Below are 20,948 nucleotides of genomic sequence, written 5' to 3'. Positions count from 1 at the left end.
TAGATCATTAATTTTAAAGAGATTTATTGGTCAAAATTTTGTCGTGCAGCCAAGATTCAGGGACATTATTTTGTCGCTACCTGAGGATTAATAGCGGAAATAATAAAATAACTGCATAAAACAGTGTTAATTTTGAGCATTTTGATTAAAAAGTTGGCACGATGGCTGCACTTGTAATTTTGTCGAAATTATTTTTACACGGAGTCAGTCATGAAAACTATTCAAGCATACATCGATTCAAAACAAAATGAATTTGTGAATCATCCCTTCTTTAATATATTAGAAGAGTTAAACAGTTTGGAAGAAATCAGTTATTTTGTACCAGAATTAACCTTTTGGGCAATGACCTTTCAAGATATATTACGTATTAATGAGGAACGAGTAAAAGATCCCTATCTAAAGAAAGTAGCGCGTCACCATCGTCTGGAAGATGCCGGTCACGAAAAATGGTTTTTGAGTGATAAAAAATACATGAGTGAATTTTGTAATGATAAATCCTGCGATCGGGATGATGTAGCCTGGTTATACAGTAAAGATTCACAATTAATCCGAGACGCAGCTTATGCCATCATGTCAGAAATTTATAAACTGGACGATGAACGGTTAAACGTTGCGTTACTCTTGACTTTGGAATCTTCTGGACATGTGTTTTTCGAAAAAGTAGTGAAACAAGTTAAAAAAACAGGACAAGATAGAAATCTGAAATATTTCTCAAGTTCACACCTGGAAGTGGAACTGGCTCATGCCTTGTTCGAAGAAGAAATGGAGAAAAGAATATACGAAGTGCAATTACCTATCAGTACCCGTCGTGAAGCATTAAAAATGATAGATCGCTGCTACGATGCGTTTAACAAGATGTTTGATGGATTGGTTCTTGCATGTAACAAACGATTAGGTCAAGCAAAAGAAAGGAATCAACATGTCATTAAACCAGTGGAATACAGAGAAAATCAAGCAGTATGAATATGAAACAGGACAAGCGTTGCTCAGTGATGAGCAAACGCTTGTTTCATTTAGTCAGGATTTTGGTAAATTAATTCAATCGCCTCCCGCCGCTGTTTTTATTCCTCAGACTACAGATGCATTACAAACAATGATTTTATTTGCAAATCAGCACAAATTACCAATTACTATTCGTGGGAATGGATTGAGTCAATGTGGGCAGTCTTTACCCGTTCCGGGTGGATTAACTCTTTCAATGCAACATTTTATGAATCCTCTGGAAATGACTGATGATTCCATCTGGGTTGAGGCAAATACCAGTTGGGCCAATTTGCTCCAAGTAACATTACAAAACAATAAGGCTCCTTTTGTATTACCCTATAATTGTAACTTATCCATAGCGGGCGTATTGTCGGCAGGTGGAGTAGGCGCTTCTTCTTTTAAATATGGGGCTATAAATGCTCATGTTCGGGCATTGGAGGTAGTTGATGGTTTGGGTGTGAAACACCTTGTTGAGAGTAATTCGCCATTATTTCAGGCCTGTCTCTCAGGGCAGGGACGCTTTGCGGTTATTACTAAAGCCTGTATTCAATTACGTCCAATAAAAGCACTGGTTAAAACTGTTTGTCTGGTTTATACCGATCAGGAGCAATGGTTTATCGATATAGAAAAAGCAAAAGGTACCGTAGATTATATGGAGATGTTTTGTTCTCCTTCTATCCAGGGCGCAAAATTAGCTGGAGATAAACGCGTTCCCCTAGTGGAGTGGCTTTATGGATTGCATCTTTCTGTTGAATATGAAAAAAACAGTCCCGAGCTGAGTGATGTAATTGCCAATCTGGATCCCTGGCGTGTTATCAATACTCAAGAGGAGTATAGCTCAGCATATCTTTTAAGGCATAATTCCCGATTTGAAGTCATGAAAATGTTAGGACAATGGGATTTATATCATCCCTGGTATGAGTGTTTTATCTCTACTGCCGTGTTAAAAGAGCATCTTCCTTCAATACTTCAGGAATTACCTGTACATTACGCCAGTCTCGTCCATGTAGTACCTATGGCTAAAAAGAAAGGGGGGTTTTTGATGCTCCCTGAAGATGATTCTATTTGTTCTTTTATGATTTTGAACCCAGGCGTACCTTCACCTCTTAAAGACAGTTGTTTACAGGCAATTCAAGATTTGGATAAACGTTTTATTCAGTTGGGTGGCAAACGTTATCTGTCGGGTTTTTTGGGGACTAGTTTGCCAGAACACTATTGGGAAAATCATTTTGGTGAGCGGCATACCTCCTGGATTGATTTAAAAAATCAATTTGATCCACAAGGTATTTTTCAATCGATGCTGCATCCTCATTAATTTTGGAACTCTATCAGGGTAAACATGCCCTCAGTCGGAGTGATTAATTTTAAGTTAAAACCAGTTGATTCTACTAATTCGCACCATTGGTTTACGGTTCTTTGTCTGCCTCCTACTAACACCATCATGATGATGTCCATGGTTTTGTTAGTATGAGGTACATGATTATTGGGAATGGCTTGTTCGGCAATAATAAGTGAACCCTTGCTTTTCATGGAATTGCGGATGTCTTTAAGCAGTTTAGCAATGATCTTGTCATTAAAATCATGCAGTATTCCTTTTAAAATATAGGCATCAGCTTTAGGAAGGTTTGAAAAAGAAGAGTCATGTTCTTTTTTAATTAACTCGGGAATAAATGGATTGATGTCTATCTGTACATCGGGGTGGTGTTTTTTAATTGCTTCAGCTAATCCTTTTCTGCCATAACCCAGCTCGATCAGCGTTGAAAATTGTCCAAAATCAAAGTGTTGGGCAATAAGGTCATCATCCCGTTTTGAAAGCTTTGCCATTCCTTTTTCATAGTCTGCTTTTTTTTCAGGATTATTATTCATAAATTCATAAAATTCAGTGCCGTGTTGGTATTTGAATGCAGGAATACCTGTTTTTAAACTGGTTTCCAATTGAGAAAAAGCTTGCCACCAAGATTCATCAAACATACCCAATATATCTTTTATAGAATTGGGGTTGTCCTGTCTTAGCGGGTAAGATAATGATGTAAGGGCATAGGCTTCGCCCTCTTTGATAAATAGTCCATAATCCGTGAGAAAAGTTAATAAACGATCTAAAAGATCAGGAATCGTTCCAGTTAATTGTGCAAGTTCTATAACTGATTTAGGTTGGTCGGACATATGGTCTGCTAATCCAAGGTGAGCAATAGCATGTATGGCTCTTGAAACAACATATTCACGTGACATTACAGCCAACTGTACATGAGGTGGGAGCAGCTCTTTATTCATTCATCATCCTTGAAATAATTCGGTTTTTATTGGCAGGTTTATACCCACTTTAGATAAAGATCCAATAATTTATGCTAGGATGGGTACATACCTAATTATCTTGGGTTTATAGTAATTTTTAGCATAGAATGAATGAGTTCGCATCTTTAAAAAATAACAGGGTTATGGGCATATGAAATTTGATATTCATTATTTACTGTCAGCCAGGTATGCAAAATGGATCATCATTAGTTTAATTTCACTTTTTTCAATATTAATTATTATAGAATTCGCCAGTATTTTAATTCCATACTCTAAAACCAGTGAAGCTTCTGAACAAGAAACTACACCTCCAGGAGGAGCAAAACAGGATTCATTTCGCGATATTTTGAACTCTTCCATGTTTGGTGTTTATGTTCCTAATGATTTAAATGAAGGCAATGTTAAAAAATCCATGTTGAATGTCAGTCTGGTCGGAATACTTCTAGCCGATAAAACAGACGAATCGCAGGTTATTATCCGTTCCTCCAGTGGTGAAGAAAAAACTTATAAAATCGGAGATAAAATTCCTGGTGGAGCAGTTATCAAACGAATTATGGCTGGAGGGGTCCTTGTCGAAAGGGATGGTAATCTGGAGAGTTTAAGTTTGCCTAAAAATGATTTAACCTTTGAGCCTGTAGCAAAGCCTTTAAAAGAGGAATAAAGAGCATGAGATCTATATCCAGGTTATTATTAATATTAATTTTTATTCCGCTGTTGGCTGCCTGTATTTCGAGCGCATATAATTTACATGAAGGGATACAGAGTTTTAAGGCTCAGGATTACAGAAGAGCATTCATTCGATTAAAGCCTGAAGCAGCAAAAGGTCAGCCTGATGCTCAATATGCAATAGGGTATATGTATTATTATGGCCAGGGTGTAGTCGAGGACCGAAAGAAAGCATGGTATTGGATTAATATGGCAGCTGAGGCTGGCCAACCGGATGCCGTGGTAGCAACTAAAATTCTTGAACGCGGTAGTCTGGAGAAGAAAAAGATATTCCAGAGTAAAAAACTTCAGAATTATCCAGTAGAAAAGATATTATTCTAGGGGCTGTTGAGCATTCATATTTTCAGTTAGCTGCAAACGACGACGTACCGAGGACATGCCGCGGTACGTCGAGCTTTATCTTTACCAAGTTTAATTTAAGGCTAATTGAAAGAGCGTAGTTCCATCCTAAAAACAAGCACAACCCCATATTGGGACATGGAACCCCGCTTTCGCGTTGAGGATAACGTACAAATAGAGGATTGATCAGGGACAAGCCGCTCTAGGCAGAGGTTAAAGAACCAAAGCCAAAAGTCCCTGGTATCTATGTGGAATAAAATGAAGATTGAAGGGAGGCCAATGAACGTTCAATCAAGTCAAATCAATTTTAAACGCGGGCTTTAAGAATTAAAGAAACAATGTAGCTACAATAAACCAAAACCAGTATCCCGCCATGCCACGGAGACAGTTTCTTCTTGTAATGATAATTTAAAAATACTAACAGAACAGTAAGAGCTATCAATACAGGCATATCTCGCCATAAAACAATGGTACTGATTTTTGCAGGGTTAATTAGTGCCGGGAAAGCTAATATCAATAAAAGATTGTAGATATTGGATCCTAGAATTGTACCTATAGCGATATCCTCTTCACCTTTTAAGGCTGCCGTGATTGATGTTGCTAATTCAGGAAGGGTTGTTCCAAAAGCAATAATTGTTAATCCTATGGTAACTTCATTTACACCACACCATTGAGCAATAGTGGTAGAGCTCACAATAATGTATTTTGCACTTACAGGCAGAATGATTAAGCCTAGAATTGTACTTAACAGATTGGAGCCAATGGAGCGATTTAAATTGACAGCTGCTTTAAATTCATTGAAGAAGGGATCTCTTTTTGGGGCGTGATTCGCCAGATAGATAAAAAAAGAAATAACTGCAATACACGCAATAAGCAATAAACAGCCATCAGTTTTACCCAGAAATCCATCAAGTATTAAGCTGTATGCGAAAAGCATGGTGATAATCAAGATGGGATAGGCTTTTTTTAGGGCGGTGTAATTCATTGTACTTGGTTTAATCAGTATGGTAATCCCCAAAACCAAACCGATATTAGCAATGTTAGATCCAATGGCGTCTCCTATCGCTAGATCATTTTTATCCTTAAGAGCGGAAAGAATGGAAATGGCAATTTCAGGTGCTGACGTCCCTATGGCAACAATTGTTAATCCAGTGATCAATGGTGACAGGTTATATCGAATTGCTAATCCTGAAACACCGCTTACTAAATGATTAGCTGCCCATAGGAGAGCAATAAAACTAATGATTAATATCAGGATAGTATTCATTGAGGAACTCAAAATTAAGATTTATTTGATGATAATACGAGATTGAGTAATAGGATATAGATCAACTCAAATTAGCCTTACTGAAATTCATGAAGATCGAATAGTTGTGCCAGGATAAGACTGGTCGGTTTGGCTAAACCGAGGGAAGCCAGTTGTTCTTTGGGAAACCACAAACCTGTAGTTTCTGCGATGTGTTGATTCGTAGTTTGAGTTTTAATACTCAGTGCTTTAATTTCCAGATGAAAATGACTAAATCGGTGCTTAAAGGTCATCAGTTGTCTTGGAGTAGCTCCCTTTAATGCATAATGGCGCTGGATGTATTCCAGGGGACAATCATCAATGTTCAGGCTGGGGAAACACCATAAACCACCCCATAATCCCGTAGGAGGTCTTCTTTCCAGGTATATCCGTTTATATTGGTCATGGAGAACAAGAAATTGCTGGTACTGGACCGGTGTTGGTTTTTTAACTTTTTTTTCAGGGTAATGGCTTTGTTCTTCGTTTTTATAAGCAAGACATGTTGAGTTTAGAGGACAGCGAATACAATCTGGTTTTCTGGACGTACAACAGGTTGCCCCCAAGTCCATTATTGCCTGAGTGTAATCAGCACAGCGTTCTGTTGGCATGCATAAATTCGCGTACTCCCACAAAGTTTTCTTTACCTGCGCCTGTTCTGGCCAGCCTTTAATTAAAAAATACCGTGCTAAAACCCGCTTTACATTACCATCTAAAATTGCTGCTGGTTCATTAAATGCTTGCGATATTATCGCCGCTGCTGTTGAAGGGCCAATGCCTGGGAAGGTGATCAACGTGTTCAGATCCCTTGGAAATATCCCTTGATAGCGCTCTTTGATTATTTTTGCAGTGGCATGCAGATTTCTTGCCCGGCTATAGTATCCAAGCCCTGACCATAATGAGAGCACCTCATCTTCTGCAGATTGAGCCAGCTCATCAACAGTAGGGAATCGTTGCATAAAGCGATTAAAATAGGGAATAACTGTTTGCACCTGAGTCTGCTGTAACATTATTTCAGAAATCCATACGCGGTATGGATGCCGTGGAGATTGCCAGGGTAAATCTTTACGGCCGTTTACGTCATACCATGCAAGCAGGGGACGGCTAAATTGTTCCTGAATTACTTGATTGGTCAACGTATAAACTCTTTTAATGTGCCTTCAATTTTCTTCAGGGGTTGTTCCAATGTGGTTTTAATCAACAAATGACTTAGCAGAGGATTGATTATTTTAATATCAGGAAGCACTAATGGATGCTCAATGGTTCCTGATACATTTAAAGGAAAATAACCTCCGAGAGCCTGTTGAACCTTCTGCATGGAACTGTCTGTTGAGTTACTGTTTAAAACAGCTTTTAGTTTGGCATTTAATTCATGGGTTGATAAATTGATATTCCCTTCACCATTGACTTGTAATTTATCGGTTTGCAAGAGCAAGGATTCGCTCGTAATGTGTTCATTGTGTATTAGATACTGGATATTCGCTAATTTAAAGGGAGTATTGCCTGATCCGGATTTTTCCCACCCTGACAATTGTAATGTTTTGGGAAGCTTTGATGGAGCTCCTTTCATCAGGTTATCTAATTGCTCTTTTATATTGCTGATCATTTGATTCAGGTTGATGTTATATAGTTCACCATCTTTGATCGTAATCGTTCCTTTACCGTTAATATTATCAAGTCCTTGTTTATTCAACGGGACCGTTGCATGAATGGAGTAATCAAGATTACCACTGATTGCTTCATGACCTATTAGGGCAGTCATTAATTGTTTGCCATCAAGATTGGTGGCTGTTTGATTCAGTGAACATTCTTGGTTGGCTAGTGTATAATCCATATCACCAATAGATTCCCCACCATAAAGAGAAAGAGTGAGTGGGTTAAATGATATGCCGGTTTTATGTGTTTTAAGGGTAGTATTGAGCTTACTGATTGCAAATTGATTGAGTAAAATATTTTGAATAAAAAGTTGACCTTCAATTGATGAGTTATCAATTCCATTGTGTAATTCATTTAAAAATGAGGGTGCAAGACTTAATCTTCCTTTAAAATTAATGTTCGCTTTAGCTATTGAAACAGGTGCTGCTTCGGTAAGTCTGGCTTTGATTTGAACTGGAAACGGAGATTTTTGAATATTAAACTGTTCAATACCAATTTGAATGTTTTTAAATACAGTGGAGCGTCCGTTATTATTTATAATCAATTGACCATGATTGACTGATAAACTTTGAATTGCAAATTGATGGCTGGACAATTCTTTTTTATTTGGAGTTATTGCAGTAGGGGATTGAGTTGCCTGGGGTATATCCTGGTTGATTTGTAATTTTAACCCATCCACATTAATTTCACTAAAAACAAAATTTCCCTTTAACAATGGGGTAATTTGTAAATTCAACAGCATGGTATCCGCAGATAAAAAATAGTTCTCCCTGCTTTTTTCATCACCAATTTGAATTTTGCTGAATTTTAATCCGGGTCTTGGGAAGACTTGCCAATAAATATCACCATTAATTTGGCTTTTCTTATGTGTAAGGGCTGTGATTTGATTGCTGACTAATTGCTTGATGGTTTCGGGTTTAATATTTTTAGCGAGTATCCAGAGGGTTATAAACGCAAGTAATATTAAGACAATAGCAGCAAGTATAGTTTTTCCCAGTAGTTTCATAGGACAGAACCTGGAGTTAAAAAATGAAGCATATAGATATAGAGATGTCTGTCAAGCTGAACTTAAAAAAATTGGATTATTTTTTCTGGAATCAGTCTATTGTGTCTTCAGGTTAGTATAAACAGATGAAGTAATTGTTTGTAACGCTCTGTTATAATAAAAAACTCTGCTTTGCTCTTGAAAGAATCTTGATGGCAATTTAGACTGAAGAAGAGGGTTCTATTGTTCAGCATTATAAATTGGAATAATAGATTATTTCACTCGTGATTTGATAACAGTATCTAACCAACTCAAAGATAAGATGTAGATTTCTTTTCAGGATGTACTCAGGATGAGTTTACTAAATCAGGGAGATCGTCATGCATCAAAGACAATCGGAGATAGTGGTATTAAAGCCTACCACAGTCTTTTTATCGTTTCTTGCTTCACAATTACCAGAACATGATTTGCCCAGTTTAAAAACATTACACACGGACAGCACCGCTTATGTTATTGCAAAGCAAAATTCTGACGAAGCAACGCTAAATGAAATTGAAAAGCATTTTTCAACCATGTTCCGGCATGAAATTTGTCGTTGGTTAGGAGCAAATGCACGAAATGAAATTGAGGCCAGTTTTTTGGATTTTTTATGTTGTTTCAAGTTTGAGTTGCACTCCCATATTATTTTGATGGAACCAGCAATAACTGATGGTCATCAGTTATTGAATATCAAGCCTCGTACCATGCTTTTAAAATGGATTAAGTCTGCCGTAGAAGATCAAGATGAGTTAGCGACAGTAATGGAGCGGGTTAATCTATCTCAGCTGGTTGAAAACTCAACAGTTATGGTAAAGAATTTTTCAAGCTTAAAAGAAATTAAACCTTTTTTGAAAAAATACTATAAGCCAATATTTGAAACGGCAATGAGCCGGATGTCCAATCAACCAAATGAATGGCCCAAGGTTAATTCATTTCAATCATTCAATCAGTATTTTGCTGTTGAAATACATACTCAATTGATTCATTTGCACCAATAAGGAGTCGACTATGGAACCAGTGACTATAGCCCTCATATGTGCGGCGGCGTTTGGAGCAGTAGTAGCCTTATCTGTATTTGTCAGACAGCTATTGCTCAGTAGAGATAAGAACTTAAATGATGAAGCACAAAGAAAAGCAATATCTCAGGAAGCGGGTGAACTTGAAAAGATGCGCGAGCAAATGCAAAGTAATAAACGCTTCGATTCTCATTATAAGGTTCTGGGCGCCAATAAAGACGCTATTATGTACTTGGATACTAAAATAGAAGATGTTCTTCATAAAAAAACGCAATTGATTGAACGTTATGCTCAGGTTTCATTAAAAGAATCGGGTGCAATTGTGGATGGTGAAATTTCTGAAGAACGTAAAACAGCCTGCGATAGATTAAAAAAAGAAATCGATGAAGAAATTAAATTTTACGATAGTGAGCTGGAGCATTTGCAGAAACGAAGAACGTCCTTATGGGATACTCGCACGGATTTGCAAGAATATTTATTAGGTCAGGAAAAGTCACGTAATGAAAGCCTCGACTATATTTATAAACAACATTCAGGACTTCTTGAAAAGATATATATACGCCATACAGATGATAGTGAACATATTGCAAAACAAACTATTGAAGCCGGTACTTCATCTTTTAAAATGATGATTCTGGCGCCAATTCAATTTCTATTGCAGTATTTTAATATTTCAACAGGCATTTCCTTTGATCAATCTAAAATTGAGAAAGCAGCCAGAGATGATGTTGATAAAACTGAAAGTGATGTTAATGATTCAGAAAATAGCGATGATGATGTTAAAAGCGATGATGAAGTCAACAGTGATGATGATGCCGATCCTACAAATAGTGATGATTCCAATGTAGACTCTGATGAGGATGCTGATTCTGAAAAAGACTCAAGATTAATGTTTGTTTAAAAATTATTCTTTTGAGTTATTTGATGACATTTATGCTGTTGTATATTACAATATGGCACCCATGTAGACTTGTTATCCGCATGGGTTTTATAAGGGTCTGAATTTTAATTTAGCTTAATGCTTAAAATTTGAAGACTTTTATCCCTTGGTTGCTTAAGGAAATACTCGTGGTCTATATAAAGCGTGATAAGGATGGTCAGATTTGTGCCATATATAATCAAGAGAGCGCAGATACTAAAGAAGAAATTGATATTAATGATCCAGAAGTAGTCCAATTTTTAATAAATTGTGACAAGGATTTTCAATTAAAATTTATTCAATCAGATTTGCAATTAATTCGTGTGCTTGAAGACGTAATTGACATTTTAATGGATAAAAATATCATTACTATTACGGATTTTCCGCAACCAGTAATCGATAAGTTATTAGCACGCCAGGCCTTTCGCAAGAGATATGCTGGTGCTGCTGGTATGGAGTATAACGAAGATGAAGAAGATAAGTAATTTTATTTTTATAGCTTGTGTTTTAAGTTTTACCCTTGTAAGTCCCGGATTCAGTTTAAATTTAGATACACTTCTGCCTGATGAACGAAATACCGTAGATATATTTCAAAAATCTGCCCCTAAAGTGGTATATGTTCATCGTCTGACTACAATAGCAAAGAATCATTCCCTGCAGAAAATGCATGTTCCCGATGGGGCTGGTTCAGGTATTATTTGGGATGATAAAGGACATATAGTAACCAATTATCATGTGATTAAAGGCGCAGATGATTTGGCTATAACTCTGGGTAATATGACAGTACCAGCCAAGGTGATTGGCACAGAACCCCGTAAGGATATTGCTGTTCTGGAAATTAAAAATCCTCAAGCATTATCTTATTTGAAAGCGTATAAGCCTTTTGAAATTGTCCATGTAAATGATCTGATCGTCGGTCAGAAAGCAATTGCCATAGGAAATCCATTTGGACTCGACCATAGTTTGTCTAAAGGGGTGATTTCAGCATTAGGCCGTAAAGTCCCTGGAATTGGTGGTGTGACCATCCATAATATGATTCAAACGGATACTCCTATTAATCCAGGTAATTCAGGTGGTCCTCTATTGAATAGTGCGGGTCAGTTAATTGGTCTGAATACCATGATTTATTCGCGTTCAGGAACTTCAGCTGGAATTGGTTTTGCAGTTCCTGCAGATGACATTGATCGAATCGTTACTCAGATAATCAAGCATGGCCGGGTAGTATTGTCCGGTATTGGTATCCAGCGGGTTGAACCTAACGTTGCTCAGAGATTGGGTGTTAAAAAAGGAATATTAATCGCTGATGTTCTGCCGAATACTCCAGCAGCTCATGTCAAATTGCATGGAACCCATAGAGATCCCTGGGGGCATATAGTAATGGGAGATATTATCGTCGCTCTGAATGCTCATCCAGTACCCAACTATGATGTGTTATATAATTTACTGACTGAAATTAAAGTGGGTGAAGAAGTGACGTTATCAATTCAAAGAGGCAACAAGCAGATGGATGTGAAAATGAAAACCATAGACATCGCAGCGCTATAATGTGGTTGATGAGATATAATCTTTAAAGTTCAATGGCCGGAGTTTTACTCCGGCTTTTTTTATACAGAAAATACGTTACTCAATAGCCAGGCGTCAACTCGAAGATTCAGCATTGATGAATATCTAGTCCCCCTTTCATCTAGCATTTACAGATAGCGTTAAACAAAACGAGTGTGTGTATATCCGAGCCGCGCGCGTTAGCAAGCGGATTCTCGTTTAAATTTCCGCTCCCTGACGGTCACGGCTCGGAACAAGTACTTAAAACACAACGGAAATGGCATCAGGTCATTCAAATGCCTAATCAGAATGGCAGTAGATTCATTTGCACTACTTAGGATAAGATGATGATTCATTTCTAATAACCTTTTTATTAATTCTAAGGATAAAAGGATGTTACTTAACAAAAATGACTCTCTCCTGGTTCTGGTCGATGTACAACAAAAATTACTCCCCTCTATTTCAAATAATAAAGCCTTGGTTGCACGCTGTGAATGGCTATTAAAACTGGCAAAGAAATTGGATGTGCCTATTCTGTCCAGTGAGCAATACCCCAAAGGTCTGGGTTCAACCATAGAACCGCTCAATCGCTATATAGTTTCAGAAGATTGTATTGAGAAGGTACATTTCTCTTGCATGCAGCAATCAGATTATGTTCAGCGATTAAGTTCATTTAAGAAAACACAATTAATTCTGATTGGCATTGAAGCTCATGTTTGTGTGTTACAGACTGCTATGGAAATGAAAGACGCAGGCTATGAAGTATACGTAGTAGTTGATGCAGTAAGCAGTCGTAATGAATTTGATATGAAATATGCATTAAAACGGATGAAACAAGAAAGCATCCATTTGATAACTTCCGAAATGGTATTTTTTGAATGGATTAGGGTGGCAGGTAGCCCAGAGTTTAAAGCGTTGAGTAAAGAGTTTTTACAGTAGGCAAATAAGATGGAGCATAATGGTGAATTTTGATAATCAAATTGCATTAGTAACTGGCGGTGCCTCAGGAATGGGTAAAGCATGTGCCGAGTATCTACAAAAACATGGTATGAAGGTGGTCATCTGGGACAAACAGGAAGATAGTGATACTACTGCCAATTTATATGTGAGCTGTGATGTAACCAGCGATGAATCAGTAGAAAAGGCAATGAAAGAAACTATTGCGCAGCTAGGTATTCCCAGAGTTTGCATTAATTGTGCAGGAATTGCTCCCGCCAAACGAATAGTGGGAAAAGAAGGGCCAATGCCCTTGGCTGCATTTAAACAGGTAATCGATGTGAATCTCATTGGTACATTTAATGTAATGAGAGTAGCCGCACATGCCATGACCGGTCTCGATATCGATAATAAATCTCAGGAACGAGGCGTAATCATCAATACCGCTTCCATAGCAGCATTTGAAGGCCAGATTGGTCAGGCAGCATATAGTGCATCAAAAGGTGGGGTAGTAGCAATGACCTTACCCGCAGCACGTGAATTAGCGCAATTTGCCATCAGAGTAAATACAATAGCTCCCGGTTTAATAGCAACCCCAATGTTATTAAATATGCCTCAGGAGGTGCAGGATAATCTGGCCGCCTCAGTTACTTTTCCCAAACGACTGGGTCGACCTGAAGAGTTTGCTTCGTTAGTAGGGCATATTATTGGGAATGGGATGATAAATGGGGAAGTGATTCGGCTCGACGGCGCCCTTCGTATGCGCTGAACGGCTGTCTTTGGCGCATCTTGCACGATCTCTTGAATAAAAAAATGCTCATGTACCTTATGTACATTCCGCTTTTTGTATTCAAGACATCGTACAACCTGCACTCAAATCCAACCGTTCAGTTTATGGCGTGCTTTGGCACATGGAGTCTAACATGTAGCCCGTATTAGGCGAAGCCGTAATACGGGAGTTTCGATGACTCCTTATTCCCGTATTACGGCTACGCCTAATACGGGCTACGGCCTAGGATCACGAACTGCTGGCTTTGGTATTTGTTGGGCAAAAAATGCTCATCTACCTTGTTTGTCTGTCTTTGTTTTTCTTAAGAGATCATGTGGAATTTAAATTAAGATTGTAATGACATGGTAACAATAATGAATGATAATAAAAGATGGATTTAAAATAAAATCAAGCAGTTCGAAAGTTGAAATAGAAATAATGATTGACTGAATAGTACTTGATTCAAGGATGAATTAATACCCGCTCAATTTTAATGAGTCTCCTTTAAATACTTATTCCAAATTGTATGAACTACGAGTAAGAGCTTAAATTACTATAGAACGTCTCTTCAAATATGTAGTTTTAATCTTGAAAGGGATCCGATGTTCATTTAAGGGGACTGGATGAAAATCAAATTAGGAATTCACTTTCCTATTATTTTATTAGCTATATTCGGAATATGTAGCCCAACGGTATTTGCAGGGCAAGGGCTTTCTTTTGATTTAGCTCCTGTAGTTTTAAAAAAAATATGGGGTAAACCCTCTCCAACTCAATTGATCTTTTTGCCAATCGGTTTTCATTTTTTTAATCAAAGTAATACCATGAATAATGAACAATGGCTTATAGCACTTAATTATCAGGGATTTATTGGCGGTACATTTGTTAATTCCGCAAATCGTCGTGTTTATTTTGGTGGAGTAGAACGTCAGATATACAAACACGGACGTCTTTCAATCGATTATCTTTTAGGAATTATGCAAGGTTATAAAGGAGAGGGATTGAGTCATCTGGGACGAGTATTAAGCCATGACCCAGGTCCTCTTGTTTCTTTTACAGCAACCTGGTTATTAACAGAACATTTGGCGATTAACCTGGCAACCTATGGTGTTGGTGGATTAGGTGGAATTAGTTACTATTTTTAAATTCCACGTCCATCCACACCGCGAGGTTTTTAATATTATGCTTTTTGATGATGATTTGTAGTGCTAGATGAGGTCAAATCACCGTTAGAAGTATAAACACTCATGGCATCTACTTTATTCCCTGACAAGGCATTGACAATTTGTTGACGCGTATGAATATTATTAGCGATTACCTGGCCATTGATCGTATTTAGATCACGACAGATGGTTAGTTGTTCTATAAGTTTAGTGTTTAATCTATTTATTTCATTTGCATCATTCACTGAGCAGTTTTTTAAAAACCCTTGCAAAGCTAAACTGGGTGAAGTTTCAGGATGAGTGCTATTGATTAGGTTTATGCGCTGCTTGGCACTTTCTTCCAGTTTGGCGGAAAGGTCTTGTTTTTTTTCTGCCAGTTCCTCCAGTCGGTCAAATTGTCTGGAACTAAGAACATTTTTTTCTTCTGACAACAGTACATTCAAAACTTCAATCCAGTTAATTTCCTGTTCTAAATGGCCGATCAATTGTGCTGCATTGTTATTATTATTCATTAAATCATCCTAATATTTAAGCCATTTCTACCGTGTTAAACATGTTTTTTGCAATTTTGTTGCTGTTGATTTGATAGCTTCCAGAATTGATCTCTGCTTTAAAATATAAAACACGAGCTTCATTAATTTCAGGTACATCCTGGAGAGAAGCTTTTAGTGCTTCTAATTGTCTGGAAGTATCACTCAAATTGACGTTATCGATAGACACTGCATTATTATCGGGTGCAAAATGTTGTGCCTCCTGAGACTTGGCTTTCAGACGACTATCAGACTCAATAGGTTTCATATTGGCCGAATCATTGATATGGTTAACCATACAGATATCCTCAATCACGTTTAACATAGTTATCGGCTCCTTTTACAATTTCTTTAGTAATTTTCGGTTAATTTTTAATCTTTTTAATCACTTAAGTCTTTTAAATCTAATTATTCAATAAGTTTAGGAGTCTTGTCATCATGAACCTGGTGAAGAATCTCCCAATGTAATCACCATGCTGGTTTCAGAATATCTCTCAATACACTCGAGATAGATTATTTATCCTACGAAACCAATACCTTTATAGTGTGGTTTTTATACTACAATACTACTTTTACTTTTTTATCTCCCGTTACCTGTGCATCTATAATTCGTTTGGAGGATAGATTTTTTACTTTAACAGAATCACCCAGTACTCCTTCACTTAATGCAATACCATCCATACTCACAGTTAAATAATCATTTGTTGCTACTATGGTCACTTGATCGCCTCTATGAACCAGTTTTGCTAATTCAATATTAAAAGGGTTAAGGGGACTATCAGGGGAAATATCATGTTTGCAGATAAGCCCAATTAATTCACTAGTATCAGTAAAATAACCCTGTTTCAACTTTTGTGCATCCATTTCTAATGGATAAATATCGTTGCTAGTAATACGACTTCCTTTCATCAATGCTCGTTTTGCTACTAATATGGTTTTCAAAACACTTATTTTGACAGGGACGTATAGAGTCCAATGATTTTCTTCTTCCAAACATTTAATGCCCATAGTATTGGTATTAAGCAAGGGCGTTTGATACGGGTTAAAAATTTCAAGTTTATCCTCAGCACATGCTTTGAGGTTTAAGCGAGGATCCAATTGATCAGCCTGAACTTGAATTTTTCCTTCTGTATAGGTTGTTAGTTCATTTATAACATGTGATTCAATTTTATTTTTTATTAAATCGAGCGATTGGCTCGGAGCTGCATATAAACAGAAGCTTGCAAAAAATGTTAAAACACTTAGTATGCTCTTTTTCACAACACGAATCCTTTTTCTATTTATTTACTCATTAACTATGAGCATTGAATCCCTAGCAATAATTACGCCAATTTTCAGGAGTATAACATGAGAGACTATTTCACTGTCTACCCGCTGATTTTATTCATGTTTCTTGGGACGGCTTATTCTGAAAGCCATCATCCACAAGATTTTTTAAAATCAATTGACGGTGCAAAAGATGAAGGTGAACAAATTTACAATCATTATTGCGTCAATTGTCATGCTCAAAAACCATTGATTTCCCTTGGAGCGCCAAGAATTGGTGAGGAAGGGGATTGGAAATTACGCTTGAAACAAGGATTTGATGTTCTATTTTTACACACTGATGAAGGATTTAATGCAATGCCTCCACGAGGTGGATGCTTTGAGTGTTCGGATAGGCAGTTGGCTCTGGCAATGATCAGTATGGTGCCAAAAGAGGCACAAAAAAGCCTATTAAGTGAGCTTCGAGATCACAAAAAATACAAATAGTTAAAAATTTTTATAAAAAAAGCTAAACCTATTTTGAAATCTCCCGATACAGTAAAAAAAAAGAGGGAGATATAAAGTGAAAAAACAACTACTGTTAGTTCCTGTTTGTGCTTTGGCGGCCTCTTGTGCATCCATGGATAGATCAACCGCTGTTGTCGATGATGCAGGGTATACTCATTACACTATGAGTATGGAATCAGATCATAAGGGCGCTAATTATTTTCCTGAGAAAAGAGAACCTACCGGGAAAAAAGTGTTTGTGTTTGATCCTAAAGCTACTGCCTGGGCAGCCTATGATGCGCAGGGTAATAGGGTGAAGACGGGTAGTGCATCTGGAGGAAAAGATTTCTGTGAAGACGTTGGTAGACCTTGCCGAACAGTAACCGGTAACTTTAGAGTCTATTCGAAAAAAGGCGAAGATTGTACATCGAGCATCTATCCTGTAGAAACAGGTGGTGGCGCGAAAATGCCGTATTGCATGCACTTTAGCGGTGGATATTCGATACATGCTGCGTATGAAGTACCTAATTATAACGCCAGTCATGGATGCATCCGAGTGTTACCTAGCGCTGCAAAATGGTTAAATCAGAATTTTATAGATATTGGTACTTCTGTAATAGTTAAGCCATACTAATAATAGATTTAATAAAAACGCTTCTCCACTACTGCCCTGTGATTTACAGGGCTTTTTTTTTGTAACTTTTCATCAAGAATCTGAAAAGAAATGATATTCTTCTGGTGCCCGACTAATCTGTTACTCTGATTACTTATTGAGATGTATTTAGACTTGATAATAATAGAACCAGATCATACTATCGTGTTTTTTTATTTAGAGTAGAACTATATAATGATTTTATGTATAGATGTTGGCAATTCTCATATATATGGTGGAGTTTTTGATGGGGATGAGATAAAACTTCGTTTTCGTCACACGTCCAAAGTGAGTACTTCCGATGAGCTGGGTATTTTTTTAAAAAGTGTTTTACGCGAAAATAACTGTTCACCTGATGGAATTAAACAAATTGGTATTTGTTCTGTAGTTCCTCAATTAGATTATTCATTGCGATCAGCTTGTGTCAAATATTTTTCTTCCGATCCATTTTTCTTACAGGCAGGGGTTAAAACTGGATTGAATATCAAGTATCGGAATCCCATTGAGGTTGGCGCTGACCGGATTGCCAATGCTATTTCAGCAACCCATATTTATCCAAATCAAAATATTATCGTTATTGATTTTGGGACCGCGACTACTTTTTGTGTGATAACTGCTCAAAAGGCTTATCTGGGGGGGGCAATATTGCCCGGGGTTCGGTTATCTGTTGATGCGTTATCAAAAAATACTGCTAAATTACCTTCTGTAGAAATCATCAAAACGGAAAGTGTAGTAGGGCGTTCAACTATAGAAAGTATACAGTCTGGGGTGTATTACGGCGTGCTGGGAGCCTGCAGGGAGTTAATAAACAGAATAAATCAGGAATCTTTTGCAGGAAAAAATGCTTTAGTATTAGCTACAGGCGGTTTTGCCTCATTATTTGATAAACAGGGGTTGTATGATCACCTGGTGCCCGATCTGGTACTTCAGGGGATACGGTTGGCAGCTTTGATGAATGTATAATCGATCTGGTTGTCAGTGGGGATCGCCTCTCGGTTGAAGCAGTGATTCCGGCGACTCCTGAGGTCGCTTCCACCATAGTAGCCCGTATTAGCGAAGCGTAATACGGGGAAACGATGGAGTTTATTGCCGCTCTGACCCCGTATTACGCTTCGCTAATACGGGCTACGAAAATAACCAAACTACACTATATAAGTTCTTAACTTAATGTTTTGAGATGAACATCACATTTCCTTAGTTCTGTTTCAGACCGAAATTATATTTGTACCTTTCGTAAGTCCTGTTCTTATCCAATGATAGATTCACTATAAAGTCATTTTTAGTCTGTGCTTGCATTATCGCTTATCAGATTAGTTTTTAATCATCTCCGGCTTGTGTCTATTAAAAAATCAGAAAATTTATCAAAAAAGTGGGTTTTCAGCTTGACTGGTGAAGAAATGTGTTTCTATAGTGTATAAAAGTGGGGTAAAATAATAAAAAAGTGGAAAATTGTGGAGGAGTTGTATTCCACCACCTGGGACTAAAATATGTTTCGTGGAATAAATAGCATCACCATAGACACTAAAGGACGGTTGGCCATCCCAACTCGTTATCGAAGTGCTTTGGGTGCAGAGGAGAAAATTCCTTTGGTGGTGACTATTGATACTGAAGAAACCTGTTTGCTTCTGTACACTGCGGCTCAATGGCAGGTTATTGAAGATAATTTGCAAAAATTGCCAAGTTTTAATGCAGCAGCTCGACGAATACAGCGTTTGTTAATTGGGCATGCTACTGATGTTGAAGTTGATGCTAATGGCCGCGTGCTTTTGCCGACAGTTTTGAGAAATTATGCAAAGTTAGAAAAAGACGTAGTGATGATAGGCCAGGGTAATAAATTTGAAGTATGGAATAAAGAACTTTGGGAATCCAAACGTGAACAATGGTTGGCTGATGAAGCCTCCGGAACGGATGGATTACCTGATGAAATGAAAACGTTTTCTTTGTAGTGGAAGCTTAAATGGCGACGCATCAATCAGTATTGCTACACGAATCAATTAAAGGCTTGGCTATCAAACCAGGTGGAACCTATTTTGATGGAACCTTTGGTCGTGGGGGGCATAGTCAGGAAATTTTGAATCATTTAAATGATAGTGGACGGTTGTTTGCCATAGATAAAGATCCTGATGCGATTCAATATGCGAAAGATCATTTTGGACTGGATAAACGCTTTCAGATATTCCATGGTTCGTTTGCAAAAATAAAGGATTTTGCAGTAGAAGCTGGCGTTCTTGGCGAAGTAGATGGAATTTTACTTGACCTGGGGGTGTCTTCTCCACAACTCGATAATCCTGAGAGAGGCTTCAGTTTTATGCAACAGGGTCCTTTGGATATGCGTATGGACATCACGCAGGCCATAAGTGCAGCTAAATTTATTAACGAAGCTGAAGTGGATGAGATGGCTTCAATATTCAGAACCTATGGTGAGGAACGATTTGCGGGAAGAATTGCCAAAGCTATTCTTGAGGCGAGAAAAATTCAACCCATTACTACAACTCTGCAATTAGCAGAGATAGTAAAAGAGGCTAATCCCAAATGGGAAAAGCATAAACATCCTGCAACTCGAGTATTTCAAGCGATTCGTATCCATGTGAATCAGGAATTGACCGACTTAAGCAGTTGTTTGGCTCAATGTCTGGATGTTTTAGCTCCGGGTGGTCGATTAGCCGTGATTAGTTTTCACTCCCTTGAAGACCGAATTGTAAAACAATTTATGAGAGATAAAGAACAAGGACATAGGCCTCCGCCTGAAGTGCCTGTGAAATATGAGCAGCTTAAAACAGGGTTTAAACGCATAGGTAAAGCCATAATGCCACAAGAAAATGAAATTAAAGACAATGTCAGATCCAGAAGTGCGGTGCTTAGGATAGGGGAGAAACTAGCATGAATGCTGCAGCGAAAGTAATAAATCAAGGTAATTTATTCAATGGTCAATTGGCAGATATGCACATGTCTAAATCAATCTATATGTTGATAGTATTGTTAGCTGCCGTATTAGTGAGTGCCTTTGCAGTGATTTATAGTACAAATTCATATAGGTCAACACTAAGTCAGGTGGAACAGGAAGAACAACAAACTCATTATTTCCAATTGCAATGGGGGCAATTGTTGTTAGAACAATCCAGTTTGGCTACTCCTGCTCGAGTAGAGGAATTGGCAAGGGAAAAATTGGGCATGATTTTGCCAAATTCTAAAAATACTTATTTTTTACATGCGCAATGAACAAAGTTCTTCACAGTGAAGAAGAGCAGAGTACGTACATGAGCTTAAGTTTAAGAGAAAAATCACCTCGAAAAATTTTAATGCTTCATGTACACTCCCTACTCAATAACAATAAGCGCAAAATGGATGTATTTGTGCTTCAAAACACTA

24 protein-coding genes are annotated in these 20,948 nt (G+C 37.7%); 17 read left to right on the top strand and 7 right to left on the bottom strand.

Annotated features, from left to right (window positions below):
• Nucleotides 1-210 precede the first annotated feature (210 nt).
• A complete protein-coding gene (locus IZU94_RS07920) occupies nt 211-963 on the top strand; it encodes a hypothetical protein (protein WP_203109669.1) in 753 nt (250 codons plus the stop codon).
• Entirely contained in the window at nt 920-2,299 is a 1,380-nt protein-coding gene (locus tag IZU94_RS07915) for an FAD-binding oxidoreductase (RefSeq protein WP_203109667.1), read from the top strand. The genes IZU94_RS07920 and IZU94_RS07915 overlap by 44 nt, the downstream gene beginning before the upstream one ends.
• On the opposite strand, the gene IZU94_RS07910 is transcribed toward IZU94_RS07915, so the two are convergent.
• On the bottom strand, nt 2,296-3,255 hold the full coding sequence (locus IZU94_RS07910; protein WP_203109665.1) for a methyltransferase: 960 nt from the start codon (nt 3,253-3,255) through the stop codon (nt 2,296-2,298). The genes IZU94_RS07915 and IZU94_RS07910 overlap by 4 nt on opposite strands.
• 172 nt (nt 3,256-3,427) lie before the next feature.
• Here IZU94_RS07910 and IZU94_RS07905 point away from each other — a divergent pair, with 172 nt between their 5' ends.
• Nucleotides 3,428-3,937 carry a type II secretion system protein N gene (locus IZU94_RS07905; RefSeq protein ID WP_203109663.1) on the top strand — a complete coding sequence of 170 codons (510 nt, stop codon included), beginning with the start codon at nt 3,428-3,430 and terminating at the stop codon, nt 3,935-3,937.
• Between the two features lie 5 nt (nt 3,938-3,942).
• Nucleotides 3,943-4,323, top strand: coding sequence for a tetratricopeptide repeat protein (locus IZU94_RS07900; RefSeq protein WP_058473094.1), 381 nt, complete (start codon nt 3,943-3,945; stop codon nt 4,321-4,323).
• 325 nt (nt 4,324-4,648) lie between these two features.
• On the opposite strand, the gene IZU94_RS07895 is transcribed toward IZU94_RS07900, so the two are convergent.
• The 3 genes from IZU94_RS07895 to IZU94_RS07885 form a co-directional block, all read right to left on the bottom strand.
• Nucleotides 4,649-5,608: a calcium/sodium antiporter gene (locus IZU94_RS07895; protein WP_203109661.1), complete on the bottom strand. Its 960-nt coding sequence runs from the start codon at nt 5,606-5,608 to the stop codon at nt 4,649-4,651.
• A gap of 77 nt (nt 5,609-5,685) precedes the next feature.
• The gene (gene mutY / locus IZU94_RS07890) at nt 5,686-6,759 is read right to left on the bottom strand and encodes an A/G-specific adenine glycosylase (protein WP_203109660.1); all 1,074 of its coding nucleotides are present in this window, start codon (nt 6,757-6,759) and stop codon (nt 5,686-5,688) included.
• Nucleotides 6,756-8,285 carry an AsmA family protein gene (locus IZU94_RS07885; protein WP_203109659.1) on the bottom strand — a complete coding sequence of 510 codons (1,530 nt, stop codon included), beginning with the start codon at nt 8,283-8,285 and terminating at the stop codon, nt 6,756-6,758. Before IZU94_RS07885 ends, mutY begins: the two co-directional genes overlap by 4 nt.
• Nucleotides 8,286-8,644: 359 nt before the next feature.
• Between IZU94_RS07885 and IZU94_RS07880 the strand changes: the two genes are divergently transcribed.
• The 7 genes from IZU94_RS07880 to IZU94_RS07850 all read left to right on the top strand — a co-directional run bounded on the left by IZU94_RS07880 (nt 8,645) and on the right by IZU94_RS07850 (nt 14,627).
• The gene (locus IZU94_RS07880) at nt 8,645-9,301 is read left to right on the top strand and encodes a hypothetical protein (RefSeq protein ID WP_203109658.1); all 657 of its coding nucleotides are present in this window, start codon (nt 8,645-8,647) and stop codon (nt 9,299-9,301) included.
• 10 nt (nt 9,302-9,311) lie between these two features.
• Nucleotides 9,312-10,220, top strand: a complete 909-nt coding sequence (locus IZU94_RS07875; protein ID WP_203109656.1) for a hypothetical protein — start codon at nt 9,312-9,314, stop codon at nt 10,218-10,220.
• Nucleotides 10,221-10,387: 167 nt separating this feature from the next.
• Nucleotides 10,388-10,723 carry a hypothetical protein gene (locus IZU94_RS07870; protein WP_203109654.1) on the top strand — a complete coding sequence of 112 codons (336 nt, stop codon included), beginning with the start codon at nt 10,388-10,390 and terminating at the stop codon, nt 10,721-10,723.
• Entirely contained in the window at nt 10,707-11,783 is a 1,077-nt protein-coding gene (locus tag IZU94_RS07865) for a S1C family serine protease (RefSeq protein ID WP_203109652.1), read from the top strand. The genes IZU94_RS07870 and IZU94_RS07865 overlap by 17 nt, the downstream gene beginning before the upstream one ends.
• 390 nt (nt 11,784-12,173) lie before the next feature.
• Complete coding sequence (locus tag IZU94_RS07860; RefSeq protein ID WP_203109650.1) at nt 12,174-12,719, top strand: hydrolase; 546 nt, start codon at nt 12,174-12,176, stop codon at nt 12,717-12,719.
• Nucleotides 12,720-12,741: 22 nt separating this feature from the next.
• Nucleotides 12,742-13,485, top strand: coding sequence for an SDR family NAD(P)-dependent oxidoreductase (locus tag IZU94_RS07855; protein WP_203109788.1), 744 nt, complete (start codon nt 12,742-12,744; stop codon nt 13,483-13,485).
• Between the two features lie 623 nt (nt 13,486-14,108).
• Nucleotides 14,109-14,627, top strand: coding sequence for a hypothetical protein (locus IZU94_RS07850; RefSeq protein WP_203109648.1), 519 nt, complete (start codon nt 14,109-14,111; stop codon nt 14,625-14,627).
• Between the two features lie 35 nt (nt 14,628-14,662).
• Here the strand turns inward: IZU94_RS07850 and IZU94_RS07845 are convergent, their stop codons facing one another.
• From IZU94_RS07845 to flgA, 3 genes are all read right to left on the bottom strand, one after another.
• On the bottom strand, nt 14,663-15,157 hold the full coding sequence (locus IZU94_RS07845; RefSeq protein ID WP_203109646.1) for a flagella synthesis protein FlgN: 495 nt from the start codon (nt 15,155-15,157) through the stop codon (nt 14,663-14,665).
• A gap of 16 nt (nt 15,158-15,173) precedes the next feature.
• Nucleotides 15,174-15,500 carry a flagellar biosynthesis anti-sigma factor FlgM gene (gene flgM / locus IZU94_RS07840; protein WP_203109645.1) on the bottom strand — a complete coding sequence of 109 codons (327 nt, stop codon included), beginning with the start codon at nt 15,498-15,500 and terminating at the stop codon, nt 15,174-15,176.
• Between the two features lie 233 nt (nt 15,501-15,733).
• Entirely contained in the window at nt 15,734-16,435 is a 702-nt protein-coding gene (flgA, locus tag IZU94_RS07835) for a flagellar basal body P-ring formation chaperone FlgA (protein WP_203109643.1), read from the bottom strand.
• Nucleotides 16,436-16,522: 87 nt separating this feature from the next.
• On the opposite strand from flgA, the gene IZU94_RS07830 reads away from it, so the two are divergent.
• From IZU94_RS07830 to ftsL, 6 genes are all read left to right on the top strand, one after another.
• Complete coding sequence (locus tag IZU94_RS07830; protein ID WP_203109641.1) at nt 16,523-16,927, top strand: c-type cytochrome; 405 nt, start codon at nt 16,523-16,525, stop codon at nt 16,925-16,927.
• Nucleotides 16,928-17,003: 76 nt separating this feature from the next.
• Nucleotides 17,004-17,561 (top strand): L,D-transpeptidase, encoded by a 558-nt coding sequence (locus IZU94_RS07825; RefSeq protein WP_203109639.1) that lies wholly within the window; start codon nt 17,004-17,006, stop codon nt 17,559-17,561.
• A gap of 213 nt (nt 17,562-17,774) precedes the next feature.
• Entirely contained in the window at nt 17,775-18,542 is a 768-nt protein-coding gene (locus IZU94_RS07820) for a type III pantothenate kinase (protein ID WP_203109637.1), read from the top strand.
• 524 nt (nt 18,543-19,066) lie between these two features.
• Nucleotides 19,067-19,525: a division/cell wall cluster transcriptional repressor MraZ gene (mraZ, locus tag IZU94_RS07815; RefSeq protein ID WP_203109635.1), complete on the top strand. Its 459-nt coding sequence runs from the start codon at nt 19,067-19,069 to the stop codon at nt 19,523-19,525.
• 11 nt (nt 19,526-19,536) lie between these two features.
• Nucleotides 19,537-20,463, top strand: coding sequence for a 16S rRNA (cytosine(1402)-N(4))-methyltransferase RsmH (gene rsmH, locus IZU94_RS07810; RefSeq protein WP_203109633.1), 927 nt, complete (start codon nt 19,537-19,539; stop codon nt 20,461-20,463).
• Nucleotides 20,460-20,798 carry a cell division protein FtsL gene (gene ftsL / locus IZU94_RS07805; RefSeq protein WP_203109631.1) on the top strand — a complete coding sequence of 113 codons (339 nt, stop codon included), beginning with the start codon at nt 20,460-20,462 and terminating at the stop codon, nt 20,796-20,798. The genes rsmH and ftsL overlap by 4 nt, the downstream gene beginning before the upstream one ends.
• Nucleotides 20,799-20,948 lie beyond the last annotated feature (150 nt).

The organism is Legionella bononiensis (genome assembly GCF_016786215.1).
Taxonomy (GTDB): domain Bacteria; phylum Pseudomonadota; class Gammaproteobacteria; order Legionellales; family Legionellaceae; genus Legionella; species Legionella bononiensis.
The sequence above is the reverse complement of the archived record's forward strand: the minus strand, read 5'-3'. Positions and strand labels throughout refer to the sequence as shown.